Source organism: Sulfitobacter sp. F26204 (genome assembly GCF_026410305.1).
Classification (GTDB): Bacteria; Pseudomonadota; Alphaproteobacteria; order Rhodobacterales; family Rhodobacteraceae; genus Sulfitobacter.
The window spans coordinates 167681-187793 of record NZ_JAPMLQ010000004.1 but is presented as its reverse complement, the minus strand read 5'-3'; the positions used below and the strand labels follow the sequence as shown (position 1 = coordinate 187793).

Genomic DNA, 20113 nt, shown 5'->3' with positions numbered 1-20113 from the left:
TTTCACATGGATCAGCCCATGCCTATAAGGGCGCACAGCCCGCCTTCTTAGAGTCGCGGGCCAATATGACTTTTACAAGGTGCATGGGCGCATGAAATTCTCTGGTAACCTCCGTGGGCTATTTTCGTCGGATATGGCGATTGATTTGGGTACTGCGAATACATTGGTCTATGTCAAAGGCCGTGGTATAGTCCTGTCAGAACCATCGGTGGTTGCCTATCACATCAAGGATGGCGTCAAGAAAGTTCTGGCTGTCGGAGAAGACGCCAAACTGATGCTGGGCCGTACTCCCGGCTCAATCGAAGCGATCCGCCCGATGCGCGAAGGCGTGATTGCCGATTTTGATACTGCCGAAGAGATGATCAAGCATTTCATTCGCAAGGTTCACAAGCGGTCGACCTTTTCAAAGCCCAAGATCATCGTTTGCGTGCCACATGGTGCCACGCCGGTTGAAAAACGCGCGATCCGCCAGTCGGTCCTGTCTGCGGGCGCGCGTCGCGCCGGCCTCATAGCAGAACCGATTGCCGCCGCCATCGGGGCTGGCATGCCGATCACTGATCCGACAGGCAACATGGTTGTCGACATCGGCGGCGGGACGACCGAAGTGGCGGTGCTGTCGCTTGGCGACATCGTATATGCCCGCTCGGTTCGTGTTGGTGGCGACCGGATGGATGAGGCAATCATCAGCTATCTGCGACGTCAGCAAAACCTGTTGGTCGGCGAAACCACGGCAGAGCGGATCAAGACATCCATCGGCACCGCACGCATGCCTGACGACGGACGCGGGACCTCGATGCAAATCCGCGGTCGCGACCTGTTGAACGGTGTGCCAAAGGAAATCGAAGTGACGCAGGCGCAAATCGCCGAAGCCCTAGCCGAACCTGTGCAACAGATTTGCGAAGCGGTGATGACCGCGCTGGAAACCACCCCACCGGACCTTGCTGCCGATATTGTTGATCGTGGCGTCATGCTCACCGGGGGCGGTGCGCTGCTGGGTGATCTGGATCTGGCATTGCGCGAACAGACGGGACTTGCTGTATCCATCGCAGATGAATCGCTCAATTGCGTGGCTCTGGGCACCGGCAAGGCATTGGAATACGAAAAACAACTGCGCCACGCCATCGACTACGACAGCTGATTTTTGCTAGACTAGGGCAAGCCCGCAAGTTCGGGCAGGAGCGCATGGGACATGGCAAGCGATCGTTCAAATTCAGGTGACTACACCGGGCCGTTACGCCGGTTACTGCTGGCTGTATTATTCCTGCTGCTGGCCGCCGTGTTTTTGCTTTGGCGCATCGACAGTCCACGGGTAGAGCGGTTTCGCGCCCAAATCACCGACACGCTGGTACCCAACCTCGATTGGGCGATGGCTCCTGTGACCGGTACGGTCAATCTGCTGCGTGATTTCCAATCCTATCAACGTCTGGTCGAGCAAAACCAGGAGCTGCGCAGTGAACTGCGTCAGATGCAGGCATGGAAAGAAGCCGCCCTGCAACTGGAACAGGAAAATGCACGATTGTTGGACCTCAACAAGGTAAGGCTCGATCCTCGGCTGACCTTTATCACCGGTGTGGTGCTGGCGGACAGTGGGTCACCCTTTCGTCAATCGGTCCTGCTGAACGTCGGGGCGCGGGATGGACTGGTCGATGGCTGGGCAACGATGGACGGTATCGGGCTCGTCGGACGCATCTCGGGCGTGGCAGAAAATACGTCACGGGTAATCCTGTTAACCGACGCGACCAGCCGGATTCCCGCAACGATCCAGCCTTCGGGACAAAGGGCGATCGTGGCAGGTGACAACTCTATCGCACCGCCCATCGATTTTCTGGAAAACCCCGACCTGATCCGCCCCGGTGACCGTGTAATCAGTTCGGGCGATGGCGGGGTTTTCCCTGCTGGATTGTTGATCGGACAGGTTGCGGCAGATCCCGGCGGACGTCTTCGGGTGCGTCTGGCGGCGGATTACGAACGGCTCGAATTTCTGCGGGTACTGCGTCACTATGGAACGGAAAGCGTGACGGACACTGCACGGGTGATCACTCCGACAGGCCCTTTGAACGACTCAGCAGAGGTGGCGACAGAATGAATGATCTGTCACAAACCCGAGTCTGGTTGATGCGGGCGTCCTTTTTGCTGCTGACACTGTTGATCCTGTTCTTCCATCTCCTGCCGCTTGAAACGGTTCCGCGCCGTTGGGCCGGCCCCGACATCCTGTTCTGTTTTGCTTTGGCCTGGAGCATGCGCCGCCCGGATTATGTGCCCGCGCTGGTCTTGGCCATGGCATTCCTGCTAGCGGATTTGCTGCTGCAGCGTCCACCAGGTCTTTGGGCTTTGTTGGCGCTGGTCGGCTGCGAAAATCTCAAAAGCCGTGCGCGCTCTTTGCGCGATGCGAATTTTGCCGCAGAATGGATCACGGTTGGCGTGATCATTATTGGTGTGACGCTGGGCTACCGCGTTGTACTGGCCATCGTGCTGATTGATCTGCCCAGCCTCTCACTGAGCCTGTCCGAACTGGCGCTGAGTTTGCTTGTCTACCCCATGATCGTAGCTGTGACCCATTCGTTGATGGGCGTACGCAAGGGGACGCCCGGCGATCTTGACACTTTGGGTTCGCGTCTATGAAGGAAGCAACCGCATGAGACGCAACCGCGCAGAAAATGACGCAAGCCATGCCAAGTTAACCCGTCGCGCCGCGTTGCTGGGCGGCGCGCAGTTGCTCTTTATGGGCGGGTTAGGCGCCCGCATGCGCTATCTGCAAGTGGATCAAGCCGATCAATTCCGTCTGCTCGCCGAAGAAAACCGGATCAACATCCGGCTTATTCCGCCTGCACGCGGAGAGATCTTTGATCGTAACGGCGTGCGTCTGGCCGAAAACATACCTTCCTATCGCATTGTCATGGTGCGCGAGGATGCGGGAGATGTGGATGCTGTGATGGCGCGGCTTTCTCAAGTGATCGACATCGACCTGGAAACTTACGAAGGTGCCCTGGAAGAGCTTAAACGCTCCGCTCCGTTCCTGCCTGTCACCATTGTTGAAGGCGTCAGTTGGGATGAGGTCAGCAAGGTCAGCGTGAACGCCCCCGCCTTGCCCGGTGTCACACCGGAGGTCGGCCTGACACGGGTTTATCCACGCGGGTCGGACTTTGCCCATGTGGTAGGTCGTGTCGGCCGTGTCAGCCAAAAAGATCTGGATGCGTTGGAAAATCCCGATCAGGTGCTGCGCATCCCGCGCTTCCAAATCGGTAAAATCAACGTCGAAGCCCGCGCCGAGGATGCTTTGCGTGGCACCGCGGGCACAAAACAGGTCGAGGTCAACGCCACAGGTCGCGTGATGCGCGAACTGGACCGACGCGAGGGGCAATCGGGCGCGGATTTGCAATTGACCGTTGATTCCAAATTACAGGGCTATGTCCAGGCACGTCTTGCGGATGAAAGCGCCGCTGTCGTGATCATTGATTGCGAAAACGGCGATCTGGCCGCGATTGCTTCTGCACCCAGCTATGATCCGAATCTGTTCATCGGTGGAATCTCTTCCGCCAATTATGATCCGCTGCTGAACTCGAAATACCGCCCGCTTGTGAACAAGACGGTGCAGGGTGCCTATCCGCCCGGATCGACCTTCAAGATGATGACAGCAATGGCAGCACTTGAAGAAGGGTTGATCGGACCGGATGACACCGTTTATTGTCCCGGCCATCTTGAGGTTGCTGGACGCAAGTTCCACTGCTGGAAACGCGCCGGCCACGGTTGGGTTGATCTGGGGAATTCACTCAAACAATCCTGTGATGTCTATTATTACGATCTCGCGTTGAAGGTCGGGATCGAAAAAATCACTGCCATGGCAAACCGCTTTGGTCTGGGGATCCGGCACGAATTAGCGCTTTCTTCAGTCAACTCAGGGCTGACGCCCACCAAGAGCTGGAAAAAAGTCACGCGAGGGGCGGACTGGGTAATCGGCGACACGGTCAACGCCTCTATCGGTCAGGGTTTCATGCTGGCATCACCGCTGCAACTGGCCGTGATGTCCGCCCGGATTGCCACAGGTCGCATGATCACGCCACGGTTGATCAAATCCGTCGATGGGGTCGAACAACCCCTGGGCACCGGTGCCTCGCTCAATCTGAACGACAACAACCTGCAAAAAATGCGCCGTGCCATGTACGAAGTTGTTAATGACAGGCGCGGCACCGGATACCGCAGCAGGATCATTGCAGATGAATGGCGCATGGCCGGAAAGACCGGCACCAGCCAGGTGCGCAACATTACTGCTGCCGAACGTGCACGTGGGGTGACCAGTAACGCCGATCTCCCATGGGAGAGACGCGACCACGCCCTTTTTGTGGCTTTTGCGCCTTTTGACAAACCGCGCTATGCGGTTTCGGTTCTGGTGGAACATGGCGGCGGAGGGTCGACAGCTGCCGCGCCCATTGCCCGCGATGTGCTGTTACAAGCCCTGGCCGGGGGGGAGCCAAGCCTGAGCGCCTATCCAAAAGGCGACCGGGCGCGTATCAAGACCCAGCAGAACCGCTTGCGCGATGTCAAGCCAGAGGCAGCGATCGACGGAAAAGACCAAGCATGAGCTATCTTGAATATACCGTCAAATCTGTCCCAACGGGATTTCGCAAGATCCTGCACCTCAACTGGCCTCTGGCGTTGTTGTTGGTATCGGTCTGTGGCATCGGATTCCTGATGCTTTATTCGGTCGCCGGGGGATCGTTCTCCCCTTGGGCAGAACCGCAGATGAAACGTTTCGCTCTGGGTCTGGCGATCATGATGGCCGTTGCTATGGTGCCGATCTGGTTCTGGCGCAACCTGTCTGGCGTCGCTTATGGCGTCTCCTTGATCCTCCTGGTCTTGGTGGCGTTGATCGGGGAGGCGCGCAAGGGATCGCAACGCTGGCTTGATCTTGGGTTCATGGATCTACAGCCGTCAGAGCTGATGAAAATCACACTGGTGATGTTTCTGGCTGCCTATTACGATTGGCTGCCTGCGAAAAAAGTCTCGCGTCCGTTCTGGGTATTGCTGCCTGTTCTCATCATTTTTCTGCCCACTGCACTGGTGCTGGAACAGCCCGACCTCGGCACCTCGATCCTGTTGCTGACAGCCGGTGCGGGGCTGATGTTTCTGGCAGGCGTGCACTGGGCCTATTTCGCGGTCGTTATCGCCGCGGGAGTAGGGCTGGTAACGGCCGTGTTTCAATCACGCGGGACAAGCTGGCAGTTGTTGAACAACTATCAATACCGACGGATTGATACCTTCCTTGATCCTGCCGCCGAACCTTTGGGTGCCGGGTATCACATCACACAATCAAAGATTGCGCTGGGGTCCGGTGGCTGGACGGGGCGCGGTTTCATGCAGGGAACGCAATCACGGTTGAATTTTCTACCCGAGAAACACACCGATTTCATCTTTACCACGCTGGCCGAGGAATTCGGCTTTGTCGGGGCCATTTCCCTGCTGGGGATATATGCGTTGATCATTCTCTTTTGTGTGGTCACGGCAATCCGGAACAAGGACCGGTTTTCCTCGCTTCTGACGCTGGGCATTGCACTGAACTTTTTCCTGTATTTCGCGGTAAACATGTCGATGGTCATGGGAATGGCCCCTGTTGTCGGTGTTCCTCTGCCCCTTGTCAGCTATGGTGGCTCTGCGATGCTCGTGCTTTTGCTTGCTTTCGGCCTTGTCCAATCCGCCCATGTCCACAGACCGAGGTAGCCAATGCCCCTGAACATCCTTTTTGCCGCCCGCCCCGAACGCTGGGAAACCTATGAACGTCCCTTGAAGGAAGCCTTGGCAAAGGCGGGCATCACAGCGCATCTGGCACCGCAGATACCTGCGGAAGAAGTCGATTATATCGTCTATGCGCCCAACAGTACCTTGCAGGATTTCACGCCCTATACCCGTGCCAAAGCGGTTTTGAATCTATGGGCCGGAGTCGAAGGGATCGTCGGCAACGATACCCTCAAGGTTCCGCTTGCTCGAATGGTTGATCCCGGCCTGACCCAGGGGATGGCAGAATGGGTGACAGGGCATGTGATGCGTTATCATCTGGGAATTGATACGGACATTACCCGCAACGATGCCAAATGGGCCCCGCGCATCCCGCCCTTGGCACATCAGCGTCAGGTGGTGATACTGGGTCTCGGCGCATTGGGGACAGCGGTGGCACAGATGCTTCTTGGCATCGGGTTTCGCGTGGCAGGCTGGTCACGCAGCGAAAAAACTGTCGAAAGTGTACAATGTCTGTTTGGGCAAGAGGGTTTGAAACAAGCGCTGGCGCTTGCAGAAATTGCGGTTTTGTTACTGCCTAAGACACCGGAAACGGAAAATACGCTGAACGCCGAAACCCTCGCCATGATGCCAAAAGGTGCGTTTATCATCAACCCTGGCCGCGGGCCGTTGATTGATGATGACGCCTTGCTTGCCGCATTGGATACCGGTCACATTTCCCATGCAACGCTGGATGTATTCCGGGTCGAGCCATTGCCCACAGACAATCCCTATTGGGCGCACCCCAAGGTAACCGTGACACCGCATATTGCCGCCGAAACGCGTGCCACAACAGCCAGTGAAGCTGTTGTGGAAAACATCCGACGCGGCGAAGCGGGTGAGCCATTTCTCAACCTTGTGAATCGTGAGTTGGGATATTAGGCCGCCAGACCGCGCCCTTTCAACAAAGCCTCGACCCCCGGCAACCTGCCTCTGAATGCGACGTAAAGTTCGGCTGCATCCTGCGATCCACCTTTCGAAAGGATATGGGTTTCCAACGCCTTGGCACGCTCTGCATCAAAGGGGCTTCCGGCTTCCTTGAATGCATCGAATGCATCCGCATCCATCACCTCGGACCACATATAGCTGTAATAGGCACTGGAATATCCATCCCCCGCAAAGACATGGGCGAAATGTGGTGTAGCGTGGCGCATGCGGATGGCTTCAGGCATACCGAGCCCGGCCAGGACCTCGGCCTGTTTCGCCATAGGGTCAACCACGGCAGGGCCGTCATGAAACGCCAGATCGACCAAGGCAGAGGCCACGTATTCCACGGTCTGGAAACCCATATCAAAGGTTGCAGCACCCAGTACCTTATCAAGCATCTCTTGTGGCATTGCTTTACCCGTTTTGGCATGCGTCGCAAATTTGTGCAGCACTTCGGGCACTTCCAGCCAATGTTCGAAAAGCTGGCTGGGCAATTCAACAAAATCACGAGCCACCGAGGTCCCCGACACACTTTCGTAGGTCACATTTGACAACATCTGGTGCAGCGCATGGCCAAATTCGTGAAACAAGGTGCGGGCATCGTTGTAGGACAACAACGCAGGGTCGGCCTTGGCAAAATTGCATACGTTGATGACAATTGGCGTTTGATCCTTGGGGAACTTCGCCTGCGCGCGCATCGCTGAACACCACGCGCCCGAACGTTTGGAACCGCGGGCGAAATAATCGCCAATGAACACCGCTACATGCTTGCCGTCGCGGGTGACTTCCCAGGCGCGGCAGTCCGGATGATACAGCGGCACGTCCAGGGTCTTGAACTCCAGCCCGAACAGACGCGTGGCACAGTCAAAGGCAGCCTCAATCATGCGCTCCAACTGGAAATAAGGCTTTAAGGCTGCTTCGTCCAAATCATGTTCAACCTTACGGCGCTTCTCTGTGTAATAGTGCCAGTCCCAGGGGGCCAGATCATCGTTCACGCCATCATTGCGCATCATCGCGGTCAACACCTCGGCGTCCTTGTTCGCCTGACGTCTGGCCGGTTCCCAGACATCCATCAACAACTTACGAACCGCCTCGGGGGTCTTGGCCATTTCGGTTTCAAGTTTGTAGGCAGCAAAGGTGTCGTACCCCAACAAATTGGCGCGTTCTTCGCGCAGCGCCAAAATTTCGGCAGCGATAGCCCGGTTGTCAGTTTCGCCACCATTTGCCCCGCGTGCTTCCGAGGCGAGAAATGCTTTCTTGCGCAACTCACGACGCGATGAGCTTTGCAGGAACGGTGTAATCAAGGACCGTGACAGGGTCACTACCGGTCGATCAACATCCTTTTCCGCCCCCGCCGCGCGTGCCGCATCAATGACGAAATCCGGCAATCCTTCGAGATCATCCTCAGCCAGTTCCAAGAACCAGTTGCGTTCATCCGCCAGCAGGTTTTGGGTGAATTGCGTTCCAAGTACGGCAAGCCGCCCCTTGATCTCTTTCATACGGGTTTCCTGCGGGCCGGACAGTGCCGCCCCTGCCCGTATGAACCCACGGTGTTCCAGCATCAAGACGCGGGCCTGTTCATCGCTCAGGTTCAGGGAGTCTCGCTGTTCCCAAACCGCGGCCACACGTTGAAACAATGCTTTGTTGCTCGAAATTTCCGCGAAGTGAGCGGCCAACCTGGGGGAAAAGGCGCGTTGCAAGTCTTCGCGCGCGGGATTGCTGTCTGCCCCTGCAACGGTAAAAAACACAGACAATACCTTTTCCAAGGCACTGCCAGCCGCTTCCAGAGCTTCGATCGTATTGGCGAAAGTTGGTGCATCCGTGTTCTGCGCGATTGCTTCAATTTCACTGTTATGCTGTGCAAACGCTTCTTCCAGAGCAGGTGCAAAATCATCATCTGAAATCAGATCAAACGGTGCAATTTGAAACGGTGTATTCCAGTCGGCAAGCAGGGGATTTGTCATTGATGTCTCCTTTGCCGCGAAGCTATGCCTGCACGAAACAGGTTGCAATTGCATCGCAGCGATTTGGCCCGTTTAGGTCAGATCGTGCCACAGGTGGGACAATCAGAGCGACGCGCGATCTGAATGGTACGGTTTTCGCCGTAGAGCGCATCATAGATGAGCATTTTGCCCCGTGCAGAACTGCCTGCGCCGGTGATTACCTTGATCGCTTCAATCGCCATCATTGATCCAACAACCCCGGGCAGCGGCCCGATCACACCTGCTTCGGCGCAACTTGGGGCGAGATTTGCGTCAGGTACCTGCGGAAAAATACACTGATAACAAGGGGCACCCCTTGCAGGGTCAAAGACCGAAATCTGTCCCTCCCATTGACTGAGCGCACCGGAAACAAGTGGTTTTGCAGTGGCGACACAGGCCGCATTGACCAAGTATCGGGTTTCGAAATTATCAGTGCCATCAAGAACCAGATCATATTCAGCGATCAATTCCTCAGCTATCTCAATGCTCAATCGGCGGTGATAGGGGCGCACGGTGACAAAGGGGTTTTGTGCCTCGATTTGTGCCTGTGCAGAGAACACCTTGGGCATGCCAATGTTCGCGTCAATGTGGATGACCTGCCGATGCAGGTTGGTGTTTTCCACCACATCATCATCGACCACCCCAAGTGTGCCGACTCCGGCCGCTGCCAGATATTGCAAGGCAGGCGCACCCAGACCGCCGGCACCAATGACCAGCACCTTCGCATTCTTCATTGCTTTCTGCCCGCTGCCGCCAATCTCGCGCAAGACTATGTGGCGTGCGTAGCGTTTCAATTCTGTATCGCTGAAAGTCATTGGCTTTTTTTCGTCTTCTGGGCCATATGCGGATGCACGCGCACGCAGATGCAAGAGGCCGCGACGATAGATCCAGAACAAGGCCGAAAATCCGCCAAGAACAAGCCAAAGGCCTGCACTGCCTCCGGTCGCCTGGCGCAACGGGTTGGTTTCTGGCAAAAGTATCTGGAGCCCCAATACTGCTATGAAGACCAACCCCAGAATCGACAGTCTGGTTTCGCGGGCAATCCCCATCTTGTCGCCGCCGAACCAGATCGCGCCCAACAAGACCAATACCAGCAGCATCACGTTACTCCGGTCGAACCAAAACCACCCGCACCACGCGCGGTCTTACGGGTGAATTCATCGACAACCTCAAAGGTGGGGCGCACAACGGATACGAATGCCATTTGGCCAATGCGCTCGCCCGGGCGGATTTCAACCGGCGCGGTGCCGATCGCGTTCCGGTTCCAGACACTTATCAGTATTTCGCCATCATAGTCAGGATCTATCAATCCAACCGTATTTCCCAGAACCAATCCCTTTTTATGTCCCAGACCAGACCGGGGCAGCACGAGCCCCGCCAATGAAAGGTCATCAAATGAGATCGCAATCCCCGAATTGACCAGAACGGCAGGAGCCTGGGCTTCGATATAAAGTTTGTCATCCAGACAGGCGACCAGATCAATGGCCGCTGCGCCCTCTGATTGAAAATCCGGCAAGCCCCAGTCAAACAATCTTGGGTCGATGACTTTTATCTGCATATTCATTCTCCGGTGTTCGGTGTATCTATATGGACCTTCGGCGACGCTATCAAACAACCGTTTGCGGCAGTTTCCAAACCTCCGAAAAATAGAACATCGGCCTCTGGGGTAATGCCGTTTCTCCCTTCTGCACAGCACATAGATTTTCAGAAAATATTTGATGGCCTTTCATTATATCAATATTTCATGATTTGTAGAGAATGGTCGCGCACTCAACGCCTTTGCCACCCTTAATCAGTCCACCTGCCTGGATGCCTTTCGCTTACCTATCAAGGCGGCGAAAAGGGCATGTCGTCTGGCGACATCGGCACAACTCTCGGGGTGCGCCAGATTACGATGTCGGCCAGGCAGTGATCGCGGCTTGAAGCAGCGAACAGCTTGTACAGGTCGGGCGACGTAAAGAAATGGAAGCTTGAGCGCGTTCCCCAGCAGGTGTTTGGCTTCACGGCCAAGGGTGTCGCGGTTGCGTTCATTACAGACGACAGCCGCGCATTTGCGCTGATCGAGACCTTCCTGCTGCGTGTGACGGATTTTGCGGTCGCTGGTGATGGGCCGCCTCACTTGATATTAATGGAGCAAATCAACCCAAAACCCTGGCGATACGCAATGCAAGTTCTCGAGCGACTGCGTCCTTGCCCATGCGCGGCCAATTTTCCGAACCGGTTTCAGTGATCAGCGTGACAGCATTCTCGCTGCCACCCATGATGCCGGTTTCAGGCGAGACATCGTTGGCCAAAATCCAGTCACAGCCTTTGCGGGCTCTTTTGGCGGTGGCATTGCTCAGCACGTCATTGGTTTCTGCGGCAAAGCCGATCACCAACGGCGGACGCCCCTGTTTCATATGGCTCACGGTTTTCAGGATGTCTGGATTTTCGGCAAAATTCAGCACAGGCAAACCGTCTTTGGATTTCTTCAACTTTCTATCACTCGCCCCTTCAATACGCCAATCGGCCACGGCGGCAGCGAAAATGCCCGCGTCAACCGGTAGCGCCGCCTCAACCGCTTCCAGCATTTGTTTGGCTGTCTGCACGGGGATCACCTCGACTCCGTCAGGGGGGGGGACATCGGCAGGGCCAGTGACAAACACCACGTCGGCCCCCATCGCGGCCAAAGCGCGACCTATGGCAGCCCCCTGCGCGCCGGATGAACGGTTGGCAATATAGCGGACGGGATCAATCGGTTCATGAGTTGGCCCAGAGGTCACGAGGATGCGTTTGCCCTTGAGCGGTCCATCGCTGAGGGCATCTTCAACCGCTGAAACGATCTCCAATGGTTCTGCCATACGGCCTGGTCCAAATTCGCCGCAGGCCATATCGCCCTCATTCGGGCCAACAAACGTGATTCCATCCTGGCGCAAAGTCATCAGATTGCGTTGCGTCGCCGCATGATCCCACATCCGTACATTCATCGCCGGGGCAATCAGCACGGGCGTGTCTGTTGCCAACAGCAATGTTGAGGCAAGGTCATCCGCCTGACCATGCGCCATTTTCGCCATCAAATCCGCCGTCGCGGGAGCAACAACAACCAAATCGGCGACGCGGCTTAGCTGGATATGGCCCATTTCGGCCTCATCCCCCAGATCAAACAGATCGCGGAAAACCTTGTTCCCCGCCAATGCGGACACAGAAAGCGGCGTGACGAATTCCTGGCCTGCACGGGTCAGAACCGGCGTGACATCCATCCCGCGTTCGCGCAAGCGACGGATCAGATCCAGCGATTTAAACGCTGCGATTCCACCGCCGATGATCAGCAAAATGTGTTTACCTGCCAGCATGATGCGCCCCTGTGCATGTCTTGTCTGCATAAAGCATATGCGCCATAGGTGGTCAGTGCCAGCCCCCGCGGGTTTCAGGCTTGCATCATACCGGGCTTTGCGCGTTTCCTGAACGCAGTGACGGGATCATCGGGACTCCGCAGCCGGGTGCGCGGATTTGCGCCCGATTGCTGGTTTCAGCCTGTCTTGTGACAGTCCTCGCCATTGTGTACCCACGGACAGGCCGTCTGAGTTTGGGAAAGGTAAAAGATGCGATCTATGTCGACCTTTGTACTTGGCGGGGCTGCATCTGGAAAATCTCTTTGGGCCGAGAGACTGGCAGAATCCTATGATCGGCCTCTGACCTATATCGCGACCGGTCAGATATTTGATGATGAGGTCGCCGCACGGGTCCAGATCCACAAAAACCGCCGGGACGACCGATGGGTTACGGTGGAAGAGCCGCTCGATCTGACTGCAACCCTGACAACCGCCCGTTCCGAACAAGTGTTGTTGATCGACTGCGCAACAATGTGGCTGAGCAATCATATGATGGCAGGTAACGATCTCGCTGCCGCGCAGGCCGCTTTGATCAAAGCCCTGCAAACCTGTCCCGCCACCTGGGTCATCGTATCAAACGAAGTGGGACACGGAATCGTGCCGGACAACAAGCTGGCCCGCCAGTTTCGCGAAGCACAGGGGCGGTTGAACATTGCACTGGCCGCCGAAGCCACATTGGCCGTAATGGTTGTGGCAGGCCTGCCCCAGGTTTTGAAAGGGTCCTTGCCATGACCGTCTGGCATTGGGTCCGGCATGGGCCGACGCACGAAAAAACGTTGGTCGGATGGCGCGATGTACCTGCAGATCTATCTGAAAAAGAGCGACTGGCGCGTTTGCATGATTATTTACCGGATGCGGCGCAACTCATTTCCTCGGATCTGATCCGTTGTACGGCAACCGCCGATGCCCTGGAAGGTAAAGAGCGTATCCGTCTGCCACACGCCCGTGATCTGCGCGAACTGCACTTTGGGGTCTGGGACGGCATGCATTTCCGAGAGGTCGCCGCACGCGATCCCGAGCTGTCACGCGCCTATTGGGAAACACCCGGCGAGATTGCGGCACCAGGGGGAGAAAGCTGGAACCAGACCGCACTGCGGGTACAGGCAGTTGTGGATTCCATGAATGCGGCATACCCGACGGGGCATATTATTGCCGTCGCCCATTTCGGCGTGATCCTGACTCAGGTTCAACAGGCATTGGGCCTCACCCCGATCAAGGCGATGGCGCACAAGATCGACAATCTTTCCGTTACCACATTGATCCATGACACAGGCATATGGCAAGCCGAAGTGATCAATCATCTTGTGTGATAACCTAGCGCACAATTTAGAATTTGCCTCATTCCTGCCCTGCCCGCTACCAATGCCGTCATGACATATGACCTTTACATCGGCGATCGTACCTTCTCTAGCTGGTCCTTGCGCGGCTGGCTGATGATGGAAAAATTCAACCTGCCCTATCGTACTCATCTGGTTGGGCTTTATAACGGCACAATGGCCGAAGACCTCGCTACGCTTGCACCTGCCAGGCTGGTCCCGGTCATGCGCACCCCCGAAGGCACAGTGGTTGGCGAAAGCCTTGCGATGGCAGAAACCTTGGCCGAACGGCATCCGAAGGCAGGTCTGTGGCCGTCTGACCCGGCAGCGCGCGCCGCTGCGCGGTGGCTGGCTGCAGCCATGAGTGCAGGGTTTACCGCCCTGCGCGAGACCTGCCCGATGCAATTACAGCATGTCAATAAGGGGTTTCCCATTTCGCCCGAGGTACAAAAAGACCTCGACCGCGTCCAAGAGCTTTGGACCCATGCACGTGCGCAACGCAGCGAAGAGGGACCGTGGCTGTTCGGCACCTATTCTCTTGCCGATGTTTTCTATGCACCGGTGGTGGCGCGGATCACCGGGTATGATCTACCGGTATCCAAGGAAGCGCAGGAATATTGCGCCACAACCCTGAATGATCCCGCATTCAAAACATGGCGTGCCGAGGGATTGAAGGTGATCTATGATCCCTTTCCCTATGATTATGGTGTGCCTCTGACACCCTGGCCGGATTCATAATCTTTTTGTTATTTTTCGTTGTCGCGCATGCGTCCGCGTTTCATTAACCATTCCTAAACAGTCCCTAAATAACTCTGACAAGGGTTAACGGGAGCTTGGGAATGGTTTCACGCGCCTATACAGTCGCGTTTCAGGGGGTTGAGGCCCGCATGGTCGAGGTGCAATGCGCCGTGACACCCGGTTTGCCTGCATTCTCTATCGTCGGCCTGCCGGACAAGGCCGTTTCAGAAGCCCGCGACCGTGTGCGCACGGCACTAGGTTCCATGGCGATTGCATTGCCGTCCAAACGCATTACCGTAAACCTGAGCCCCGCAAACTTGCCCAAGGAAGGCAGTCACTTTGATCTGCCAATCGCCTTTGCCTTATTGGCCGCCCTCGATATTCTACCCGACGATGTCACCCAGACTGTTGTCGCTCTGGGCGAATTATCCCTTGATGGTACGCTGATACCCGTTGTCGGGGCCTTGCCTGCAGCTATGGCGGCGGCTGAACAGGGCCGCAGCCTGCTTTGTCCCGCGGGATCCGGTGCCGAGGCGGCCTGGGTGGGCAATGTAGAAGTCATCGCTGCGGCATCCCTGGGGGACGTTGTGCGCCACTATACTGGCCAATCGCCGCTGGCCCCGGCCATTCCGGGTGAGGTCACGCTTGATCTCATTGGACGCGACATGCACGAAGTCAAAGGCCAGGAACGTGCAAAACGCGCGCTTGAGATTGCGGCGGCAGGGCGGCACCACCTTATGCTTGTCGGCACGCCGGGATCGGGCAAGAGCATGCTGGCTGCACGGTTGCCGACCATTTTACCGCCCCTCACCCCAAGTGAGGCGCTGGAAACCTCGATGATCCATTCCCTCGCCGGTTTGCTGGACGAAGGCGGCATATCCCGCGCACGCCCGTTTCGCGAACCTCACCACACAGCTTCGATGGCCGCAATCATCGGCGGTGGACGGCAGGCCCAACCCGGCGAGGTCAGCCTGGCCCACAACGGGGTGCTGTTTCTCGATGAACTTCCCGAATTTGCTCGAACCGTATTGGAAACCCTGCGACAACCCATCGAAACCGGTGAAGTGATGATTGCGCGAGCCAACGCTCATATCCGATACCCTTGTAAATTCATGCTGGTGGCGGCAGCGAACCCCTGTAAATGCGGCTATCTGTCGGATCCGGCCCGCGCCTGTGCCCGTGTGCCTCAATGTGGTGAGGATTACCTCGGTCGCATCTCCGGCCCCCTGATGGACAGGTTCGATTTGCGCGTTGATGTGCCTCCTGTGGCCTATTCCGACCTTGATCTGCCTGCCACTGGTGCCTCATCCGCCGAGATCGCACAGCGCGTCGCCTGCGCTCGCGATATTCAACTGAAACGCTTTGCAGGCCAAAAGGGATTGATGGTCAATGCCGATGCAGTGGGTGACATCCTGGAAGACATTGCAACGCCGGATGACGAGGCGCGTGCGTTTCTAACCAAGGTCGCAGAGCGGTTTCACCTGTCGGCACGAGCCTATCACAGGATCTTGCGCGTTGGGCGCACCATTGCTGATCTGGACGGATCTCAGGTCGTGCGCAAACCCCATATTGCCGAGGCCGTCAGCTTTCGCCTTGCCTCACCTGTTTTCGTCTGATCCATTCCGTCAGGACATCCAGCGTCTTGCGTGCTTCAGGCAGGGTATTGTGAAAAAATGGCCAGACATGGGGCAAATCCTGTTCTTCTACAAATGTGACATCAACGCCATCACGTTTTAGCACCTCGGCCATGCGCCGGGAATCATCACGCAGGATCTCTGTATTCCCGACAGTGAGCCACACGGGCGCGGCCCCTGAGAAGGTGGCGAAAACCGGACTGACACGTGGATCTGTTTCTTCCTGACCATCAAGATACAATGCCGCCATTTCATGTGCCCGCGCGGCGGGCAGAACAGCTTCCTTTTCTGCGTTTTCATGAAAACTGTCGCTTGCAAATGACAAGTCCGTCAATGGCGAAAAGCAGAAAGTAGCCACCGGCATCTGCGCTGCTTCCTGCGCAAGCTGGCCCAAAAGTGATAGCGCCAATGCACCGCCTGCGCTGTCACCGCCGATCACGATCTGATCTGCGGCAACACCGCTTGCGATCAAGCCGTTCCAGGCAATGCGGCAATCTTCAAGGGCAGCGGGATAGGGATGTTCCGGAGCCAGGCGATAGCGCGGCAGGATCACCCGCGCGCGCAACCGTTGAGCGAGTTGGCCCGCCAGAGCAGAGTAAGCTTGCGGACTGCCGAAAACAAAGCCGCCACCGTGCAAATACAACACGACCAGGTTCGTATCCAGATTAGCTGGCACAACTTCAAGCGCTTCAATACGTGCCTGTTCATGCGCTAACACCTGCCATTGCATCTGTGTTCCGCGCGGGGCGTGGAAAAACAAGCGGGCTTGCAGCTCCAGACGTTTGCGCAATTGTTCTGGCCCAGCCGCCCGCATCATCGCGGGCTTTTCGATACGCCGCAACCAACCGTTCAACAGACGAGCCCGAAGGCTCATGCCAATCGACCCTCGATTGCGGCCCAGATTTTCGCCGCGATATTGACCCCGTCAAACCGTTCAAGTTCTTGAATGCCCGTGGGTGAGGTGACGTTGATCTCCGTCAGATAATCGCCGATGACGTCGATTCCGACAAATACCTGGCCTTTTTCCTTTAGCAGAGGACCAATGGCTGCACATATCTCTCGATCACGTTCGGTCAGGCCGATTTTTTCAGGACGTCCTCCCACATGCATGTTCGAGCGTGTCTCTCCTTTGGCGGGGACACGATTGATGGCGCCAACGGGATCACCGTCAACAAGAATGACGCGTTTGTCCCCTTTTGCCACCGCAGGCAGAAATTTCTGAACGATCAGAGGTTCCCGCGAAAACCCGGTGAATAATTCATGAAGGGATGAAAGGTTTCTGTCCTGCGCATCCAACCGAAATACACCGGCGCCGCCATTACCATAAAGCGGCTTCAGGATGACATCGCCATGCTTGGCCTTGAATGCTTTGATCGTATCCAGGTCACGTGCAATAGTGGTTGGCGGAGTAAGATCGGGAAAATCGAGCACCATCAGTTTTTCAGGATAATTCCGTACCCAAAATGGATCATTCACCACCAAGGTATGCCCTTTGAGGCGGTCCAGCAGATGGGTTGAGGTGATATAATGCATGTCGAATGGAGGATCCTGACGTAGCCACACCACATCGAAATCGACCAAGTTCACCTCGATCTCGGGGCCGAGCTGTGCGTGATCTCCCTGCACTCTCTGCACTGTAAATTCATGCCCGCGCGCGGTGATCCGACCTTCCTGATAGGCCAGTTTGTCCGGAGTATAGAAAAATAGATCATGCCCCCGTAACTGGGCTTCTTCGGCGAGCCGAAAGCTGCTGTCGGCGTCGATGTTCACATCCCCAATGGGGTCCATTTGAAAGGCGATCTTCATAAGTCTATCCTTGCTGCACCCTCTTTAGATGGCGCAGCGCAGCGTTAGGTGCAATGGGTCAACCGTGGCCGAAGGCATTTTCGATGATCTGAAAATCACCGATCCCATCAACCAGGGCTACGTCAAACCGCACTTCTGTCAGGCTGCCAAACCTTTGAGTGTCCAGAAACTCTTCTGCCGAGGAGCAGATGCGCCGCATCTGCCGTTGTGACAGGCTTTCGGCGGCGCGGGCCAAGTTCTGGCTTTTCTTGACTTCGACAAAAATAAATCCTGCCCCGTCACGGACAATCAAATCAATTTCACCACCTTTGCCACGCCACCGCTGATGGGCCACGGAAAAGCCGCGTCTTTCGTAGTCCCGTGCGATGCACATTTCGGCAGCGATGCCAGCATGATAGGCGATGCGCCCCCGGTGATGTCTGTTGTTTGCTGCCGTCATATGCTGTCTTTCCCCAGGGCCAGGGCAATCTGATAGACCTGCCTGCGTGGCAATGCGTGCGCTTGTGCCACCATATCCGCCGCATCACGCACCGACATTTCCAGCAACGCGCTGCGCAGGGATGTTTCTATGTCGATTTGTTTAATGGGTTCTGAATACCCGCGATCCACCAAGACGACGATTTCACCCTTGGGGGAAGTCTTCGCGTATAGGTGTGACAATTCTTCCAAAGTCCCGCGTCGCACCTCTTCGAATTTTTTGGTGAGTTCCCGACACACCGCTGCCTGCCGTTCGCCCCCCAAAACAACGGCTGCATCGCGCAACATCGCAGCCAGGCGTTTGGGTGATTCGTAAAAAACGAGCGTCCCGGACACCTCTTGCAACTTTTCCAATGCCGCGGATCGCGCCGCCCTGGCATTGGGCAGAAATCCGGCAAAGAAAAATGCATCGGTCGGCAATCCGCCCAGTGCCAGGGCAGTCAACACAGCCGAGGGACCGGGTGCGCATGTCATTTCTATCGACTCACGCACTGCCAACCGCGAGAGTTCGAAGCCAGGATCGGCAATCAGCGGCATGCCTGCTTCGGAGGCATAGGCGACAGATTTACCTTCCTTTACTGCTTTCACCAGCCGTGCCCCAACCCCTTCCGCACTGTGATCATGCAACGCCAGGATGCGCCGTTCACGCAGGGGAATGCCGTGAATATCCATCAGTTTACGCATCGATCGCGTGTCCTCTGCGGCCAGCACATCAGCCGATGCCAGTACATCCAGTGCCCGCAGGGTAATGTCTCGGGCCGTGCCAATTGGCACGCCGACAAAGTACAAACCTGCCGACAGAGGCACCTTTTGATAATTCACGCTGGACCCGCCTTTCGCACCCTCTATGATCACGCCCGAATGATGGGGTGCGCCTGCACCTCTGTGACTTTGGGGAGTGAGTTACGATGATTGCTTTTTTCAACGCGGGCCGCAAGAAGCTGCGGCTGCTGATGTTTCCTGTATTTGCCTTGGTTCTGGCAGCCTGTGATCCGGCCGCCGTCGGATCGATTGCCGCTTCGGGCGGACCAAAGATTGATGCCAATGCTGCCGTGCCTGTCGCGCTCTTGATCCCGCGTGGAGGATCACAAAGCGACAACCTACTGGCGAATAACCTTGAAAACGCCGCACGGCTGGCGATCCGCGACCTTGATGGCGTCAAGATCGACCTGCGGGTCTATGGCACTGGCGGCAACGCCGGCACTGCTGCGACGATGGCTGCACAAGCCGTTGGCGAAGGAGCCAAGATCATCATCGGTCCGGTTTATGGCGAAGCAGCGAATGCCGCAGGCGTCGCAGTCGCCAAACAAGGCGTGAATGTGCTGTCGTTCTCCAACAACCCGACCATTGCAGGTGGAAACGTCTTTGTGCTGGGGCAGTCATTTGCAAACACGGCGGACCGACTTGTCGGCTATGCCAAACGCGCCGGGAAAGACCGCATCGTCGTTCTCCATGCGAATGATGTCGCTGGGCAATTGGGGCGTAATGCGATTACTCAGGCGATTTCAGCCAAGGGGGCAACGCTTGCCGGCACCGTAGATTACGCCCTGAGCCAGGAATCGGTTGTCGCCGCAATTCCGCGTGTCAAGGCGACGGTGGACAATGGAGGTGCCAACGCCATCTTTCTGACGACATCTTCGGCTTCTGCGCTGCCCTTGTTTGCACAACTTTTGCCGGAAGCCGGCATCAAAAGCGCTTCAACGCAATACATCGGTTTGACCCGCTGGGACATTCCGCGCCAAACGCTGGAGTTGCCTGGTGTCCAGGGCGGCTGGTTTGCGACGCCCGACCCGGCCGCTGCAACGGCGTTTCGTCAAAAATACAATGCAGCCTATGGTTCTGATCCGCATCCGCTTGCGGGTCTTGCCTTTGACGGAATAGCTGCTGTCGGTGCTTTGGTGAAGTCCAGGAAATCCAACGCGTTGACCGGCGCTTCCCTGACCCAGGGTGCCGGTTTTCGCGGGGCCAATGGCATTTTCCGTCTGCGTCGCGATGGTACCAACGAACGCGGGTTGGCAGTTGCCACGATCCGCAACAAGTCGGTCGTCATTCTCGAAGGGGCTCCGCAGGCCTTTGGCGGGGCTGGTTTCTGA

General features: G+C 56.6%; 19 protein-coding genes. 11 read left to right on the top strand and 8 right to left on the bottom strand.

Annotated features, from left to right (window positions below; translation table 11 throughout):
* The first annotated feature begins 91 nt into the window (after nucleotides 1-91).
* From OS190_RS12200 to OS190_RS12175, 6 genes are read left to right on the top strand one after another with little or no spacing between them, the layout of a single operon-like run.
* On the top strand, nucleotides 92-1138 hold the full coding sequence (locus tag OS190_RS12200) for a rod shape-determining protein (protein ID WP_267158982.1): 1047 nt from the start codon (nucleotides 92-94) through the stop codon (nucleotides 1136-1138).
* A 51-nt stretch (nucleotides 1139-1189) separates the two neighbouring features.
* Nucleotides 1190-2086: a rod shape-determining protein MreC gene (gene mreC, locus OS190_RS12195; RefSeq protein ID WP_267158981.1), complete on the top strand. Its 897-nt coding sequence runs from the start codon at nucleotides 1190-1192 to the stop codon at nucleotides 2084-2086.
* Nucleotides 2083-2622 carry a rod shape-determining protein MreD gene (locus OS190_RS12190; RefSeq protein ID WP_267158980.1) on the top strand — a complete coding sequence of 180 codons (540 nt, stop codon included), beginning with the start codon at nucleotides 2083-2085 and terminating at the stop codon, nucleotides 2620-2622. The genes mreC and OS190_RS12190 overlap by 4 nt, the downstream gene beginning before the upstream one ends.
* A 13-nt stretch (nucleotides 2623-2635) precedes the next feature.
* Nucleotides 2636-4579 carry a penicillin-binding protein 2 gene (mrdA, locus tag OS190_RS12185; RefSeq protein ID WP_267158979.1) on the top strand — a complete coding sequence of 648 codons (1944 nt, stop codon included), beginning with the start codon at nucleotides 2636-2638 and terminating at the stop codon, nucleotides 4577-4579.
* Complete coding sequence (gene rodA / locus OS190_RS12180) at nucleotides 4576-5715, top strand: rod shape-determining protein RodA (RefSeq protein WP_267158978.1); 1140 nt, start codon at nucleotides 4576-4578, stop codon at nucleotides 5713-5715. Before mrdA ends, rodA begins: the two co-directional genes overlap by 4 nt.
* A 3-nt stretch (nucleotides 5716-5718) precedes the next feature.
* Entirely contained in the window at nucleotides 5719-6651 is a 933-nt protein-coding gene (locus OS190_RS12175; RefSeq protein ID WP_267158977.1) for a 2-hydroxyacid dehydrogenase, read from the top strand.
* Here OS190_RS12175 and OS190_RS12170 read toward each other — a convergent pair.
* From OS190_RS12170 to coaBC, 4 genes are all read right to left on the bottom strand, one after another.
* Entirely contained in the window at nucleotides 6648-8660 is a 2013-nt protein-coding gene (locus OS190_RS12170) for a M3 family metallopeptidase (RefSeq protein WP_267158976.1), read from the bottom strand. The genes OS190_RS12175 and OS190_RS12170 overlap by 4 nt on opposite strands.
* Nucleotides 8661-8737: 77 nt before the next feature.
* Nucleotides 8738-9778: a HesA/MoeB/ThiF family protein gene (locus OS190_RS12165; protein WP_267158975.1), complete on the bottom strand. Its 1041-nt coding sequence runs from the start codon at nucleotides 9776-9778 to the stop codon at nucleotides 8738-8740.
* The gene (gene dut / locus OS190_RS12160) at nucleotides 9778-10236 is read right to left on the bottom strand and encodes a dUTP diphosphatase (RefSeq protein ID WP_267158974.1); all 459 of its coding nucleotides are present in this window, start codon (nucleotides 10234-10236) and stop codon (nucleotides 9778-9780) included. Before dut ends, OS190_RS12165 begins: the two co-directional genes overlap by 1 nt.
* 580 nt (nucleotides 10237-10816) lie before the next feature.
* The gene (gene coaBC / locus OS190_RS12155; RefSeq protein ID WP_267159130.1) at nucleotides 10817-12010 is read right to left on the bottom strand and encodes a bifunctional phosphopantothenoylcysteine decarboxylase/phosphopantothenate--cysteine ligase CoaBC; all 1194 of its coding nucleotides are present in this window, start codon (nucleotides 12008-12010) and stop codon (nucleotides 10817-10819) included.
* Nucleotides 12011-12268: 258 nt separating this feature from the next.
* On the opposite strand from coaBC, the gene cobU reads away from it, so the two are divergent.
* From cobU to OS190_RS12135, 4 genes are all read left to right on the top strand, one after another.
* Nucleotides 12269-12781: a bifunctional adenosylcobinamide kinase/adenosylcobinamide-phosphate guanylyltransferase gene (gene cobU, locus OS190_RS12150; protein WP_323370694.1), complete on the top strand. Its 513-nt coding sequence runs from the start codon at nucleotides 12269-12271 to the stop codon at nucleotides 12779-12781.
* Nucleotides 12778-13359 carry a histidine phosphatase family protein gene (locus tag OS190_RS12145; protein WP_267158972.1) on the top strand — a complete coding sequence of 194 codons (582 nt, stop codon included), beginning with the start codon at nucleotides 12778-12780 and terminating at the stop codon, nucleotides 13357-13359. Before cobU ends, OS190_RS12145 begins: the two co-directional genes overlap by 4 nt.
* A 60-nt stretch (nucleotides 13360-13419) precedes the next feature.
* A complete protein-coding gene (locus tag OS190_RS12140; protein ID WP_267158971.1) occupies nucleotides 13420-14103 on the top strand; it encodes a glutathione S-transferase in 684 nt (227 codons plus the stop codon).
* A 101-nt stretch (nucleotides 14104-14204) separates the two neighbouring features.
* Nucleotides 14205-15719 carry a YifB family Mg chelatase-like AAA ATPase gene (locus tag OS190_RS12135; RefSeq protein ID WP_267158970.1) on the top strand — a complete coding sequence of 505 codons (1515 nt, stop codon included), beginning with the start codon at nucleotides 14205-14207 and terminating at the stop codon, nucleotides 15717-15719.
* On the opposite strand, the gene OS190_RS12130 is transcribed toward OS190_RS12135, so the two are convergent.
* From OS190_RS12130 to rsmI, 4 genes are read right to left on the bottom strand one after another with little or no spacing between them, the layout of a single operon-like run.
* Nucleotides 15685-16611, bottom strand: a complete 927-nt coding sequence (locus OS190_RS12130; RefSeq protein ID WP_267158969.1) for an alpha/beta hydrolase — start codon at nucleotides 16609-16611, stop codon at nucleotides 15685-15687. The genes OS190_RS12135 and OS190_RS12130 overlap by 35 nt on opposite strands.
* Nucleotides 16608-17543, bottom strand: coding sequence for a glutathione synthase (gene gshB, locus OS190_RS12125; RefSeq protein WP_267158968.1), 936 nt, complete (start codon nucleotides 17541-17543; stop codon nucleotides 16608-16610). Before gshB ends, OS190_RS12130 begins: the two co-directional genes overlap by 4 nt.
* 58 nt (nucleotides 17544-17601) lie before the next feature.
* Complete coding sequence (locus OS190_RS12120) at nucleotides 17602-17982, bottom strand: YraN family protein (protein WP_267158967.1); 381 nt, start codon at nucleotides 17980-17982, stop codon at nucleotides 17602-17604.
* Nucleotides 17979-18842 (bottom strand): 16S rRNA (cytidine(1402)-2'-O)-methyltransferase, encoded by an 864-nt coding sequence (gene rsmI / locus OS190_RS12115; RefSeq protein WP_267158966.1) that lies wholly within the window; start codon nucleotides 18840-18842, stop codon nucleotides 17979-17981. The genes OS190_RS12120 and rsmI overlap by 4 nt, the downstream gene beginning before the upstream one ends.
* An 86-nt stretch (nucleotides 18843-18928) precedes the next feature.
* On the opposite strand from rsmI, the gene OS190_RS12110 reads away from it, so the two are divergent.
* Complete coding sequence (locus OS190_RS12110) at nucleotides 18929-20113, top strand: penicillin-binding protein activator (protein ID WP_267158965.1); 1185 nt, start codon at nucleotides 18929-18931, stop codon at nucleotides 20111-20113.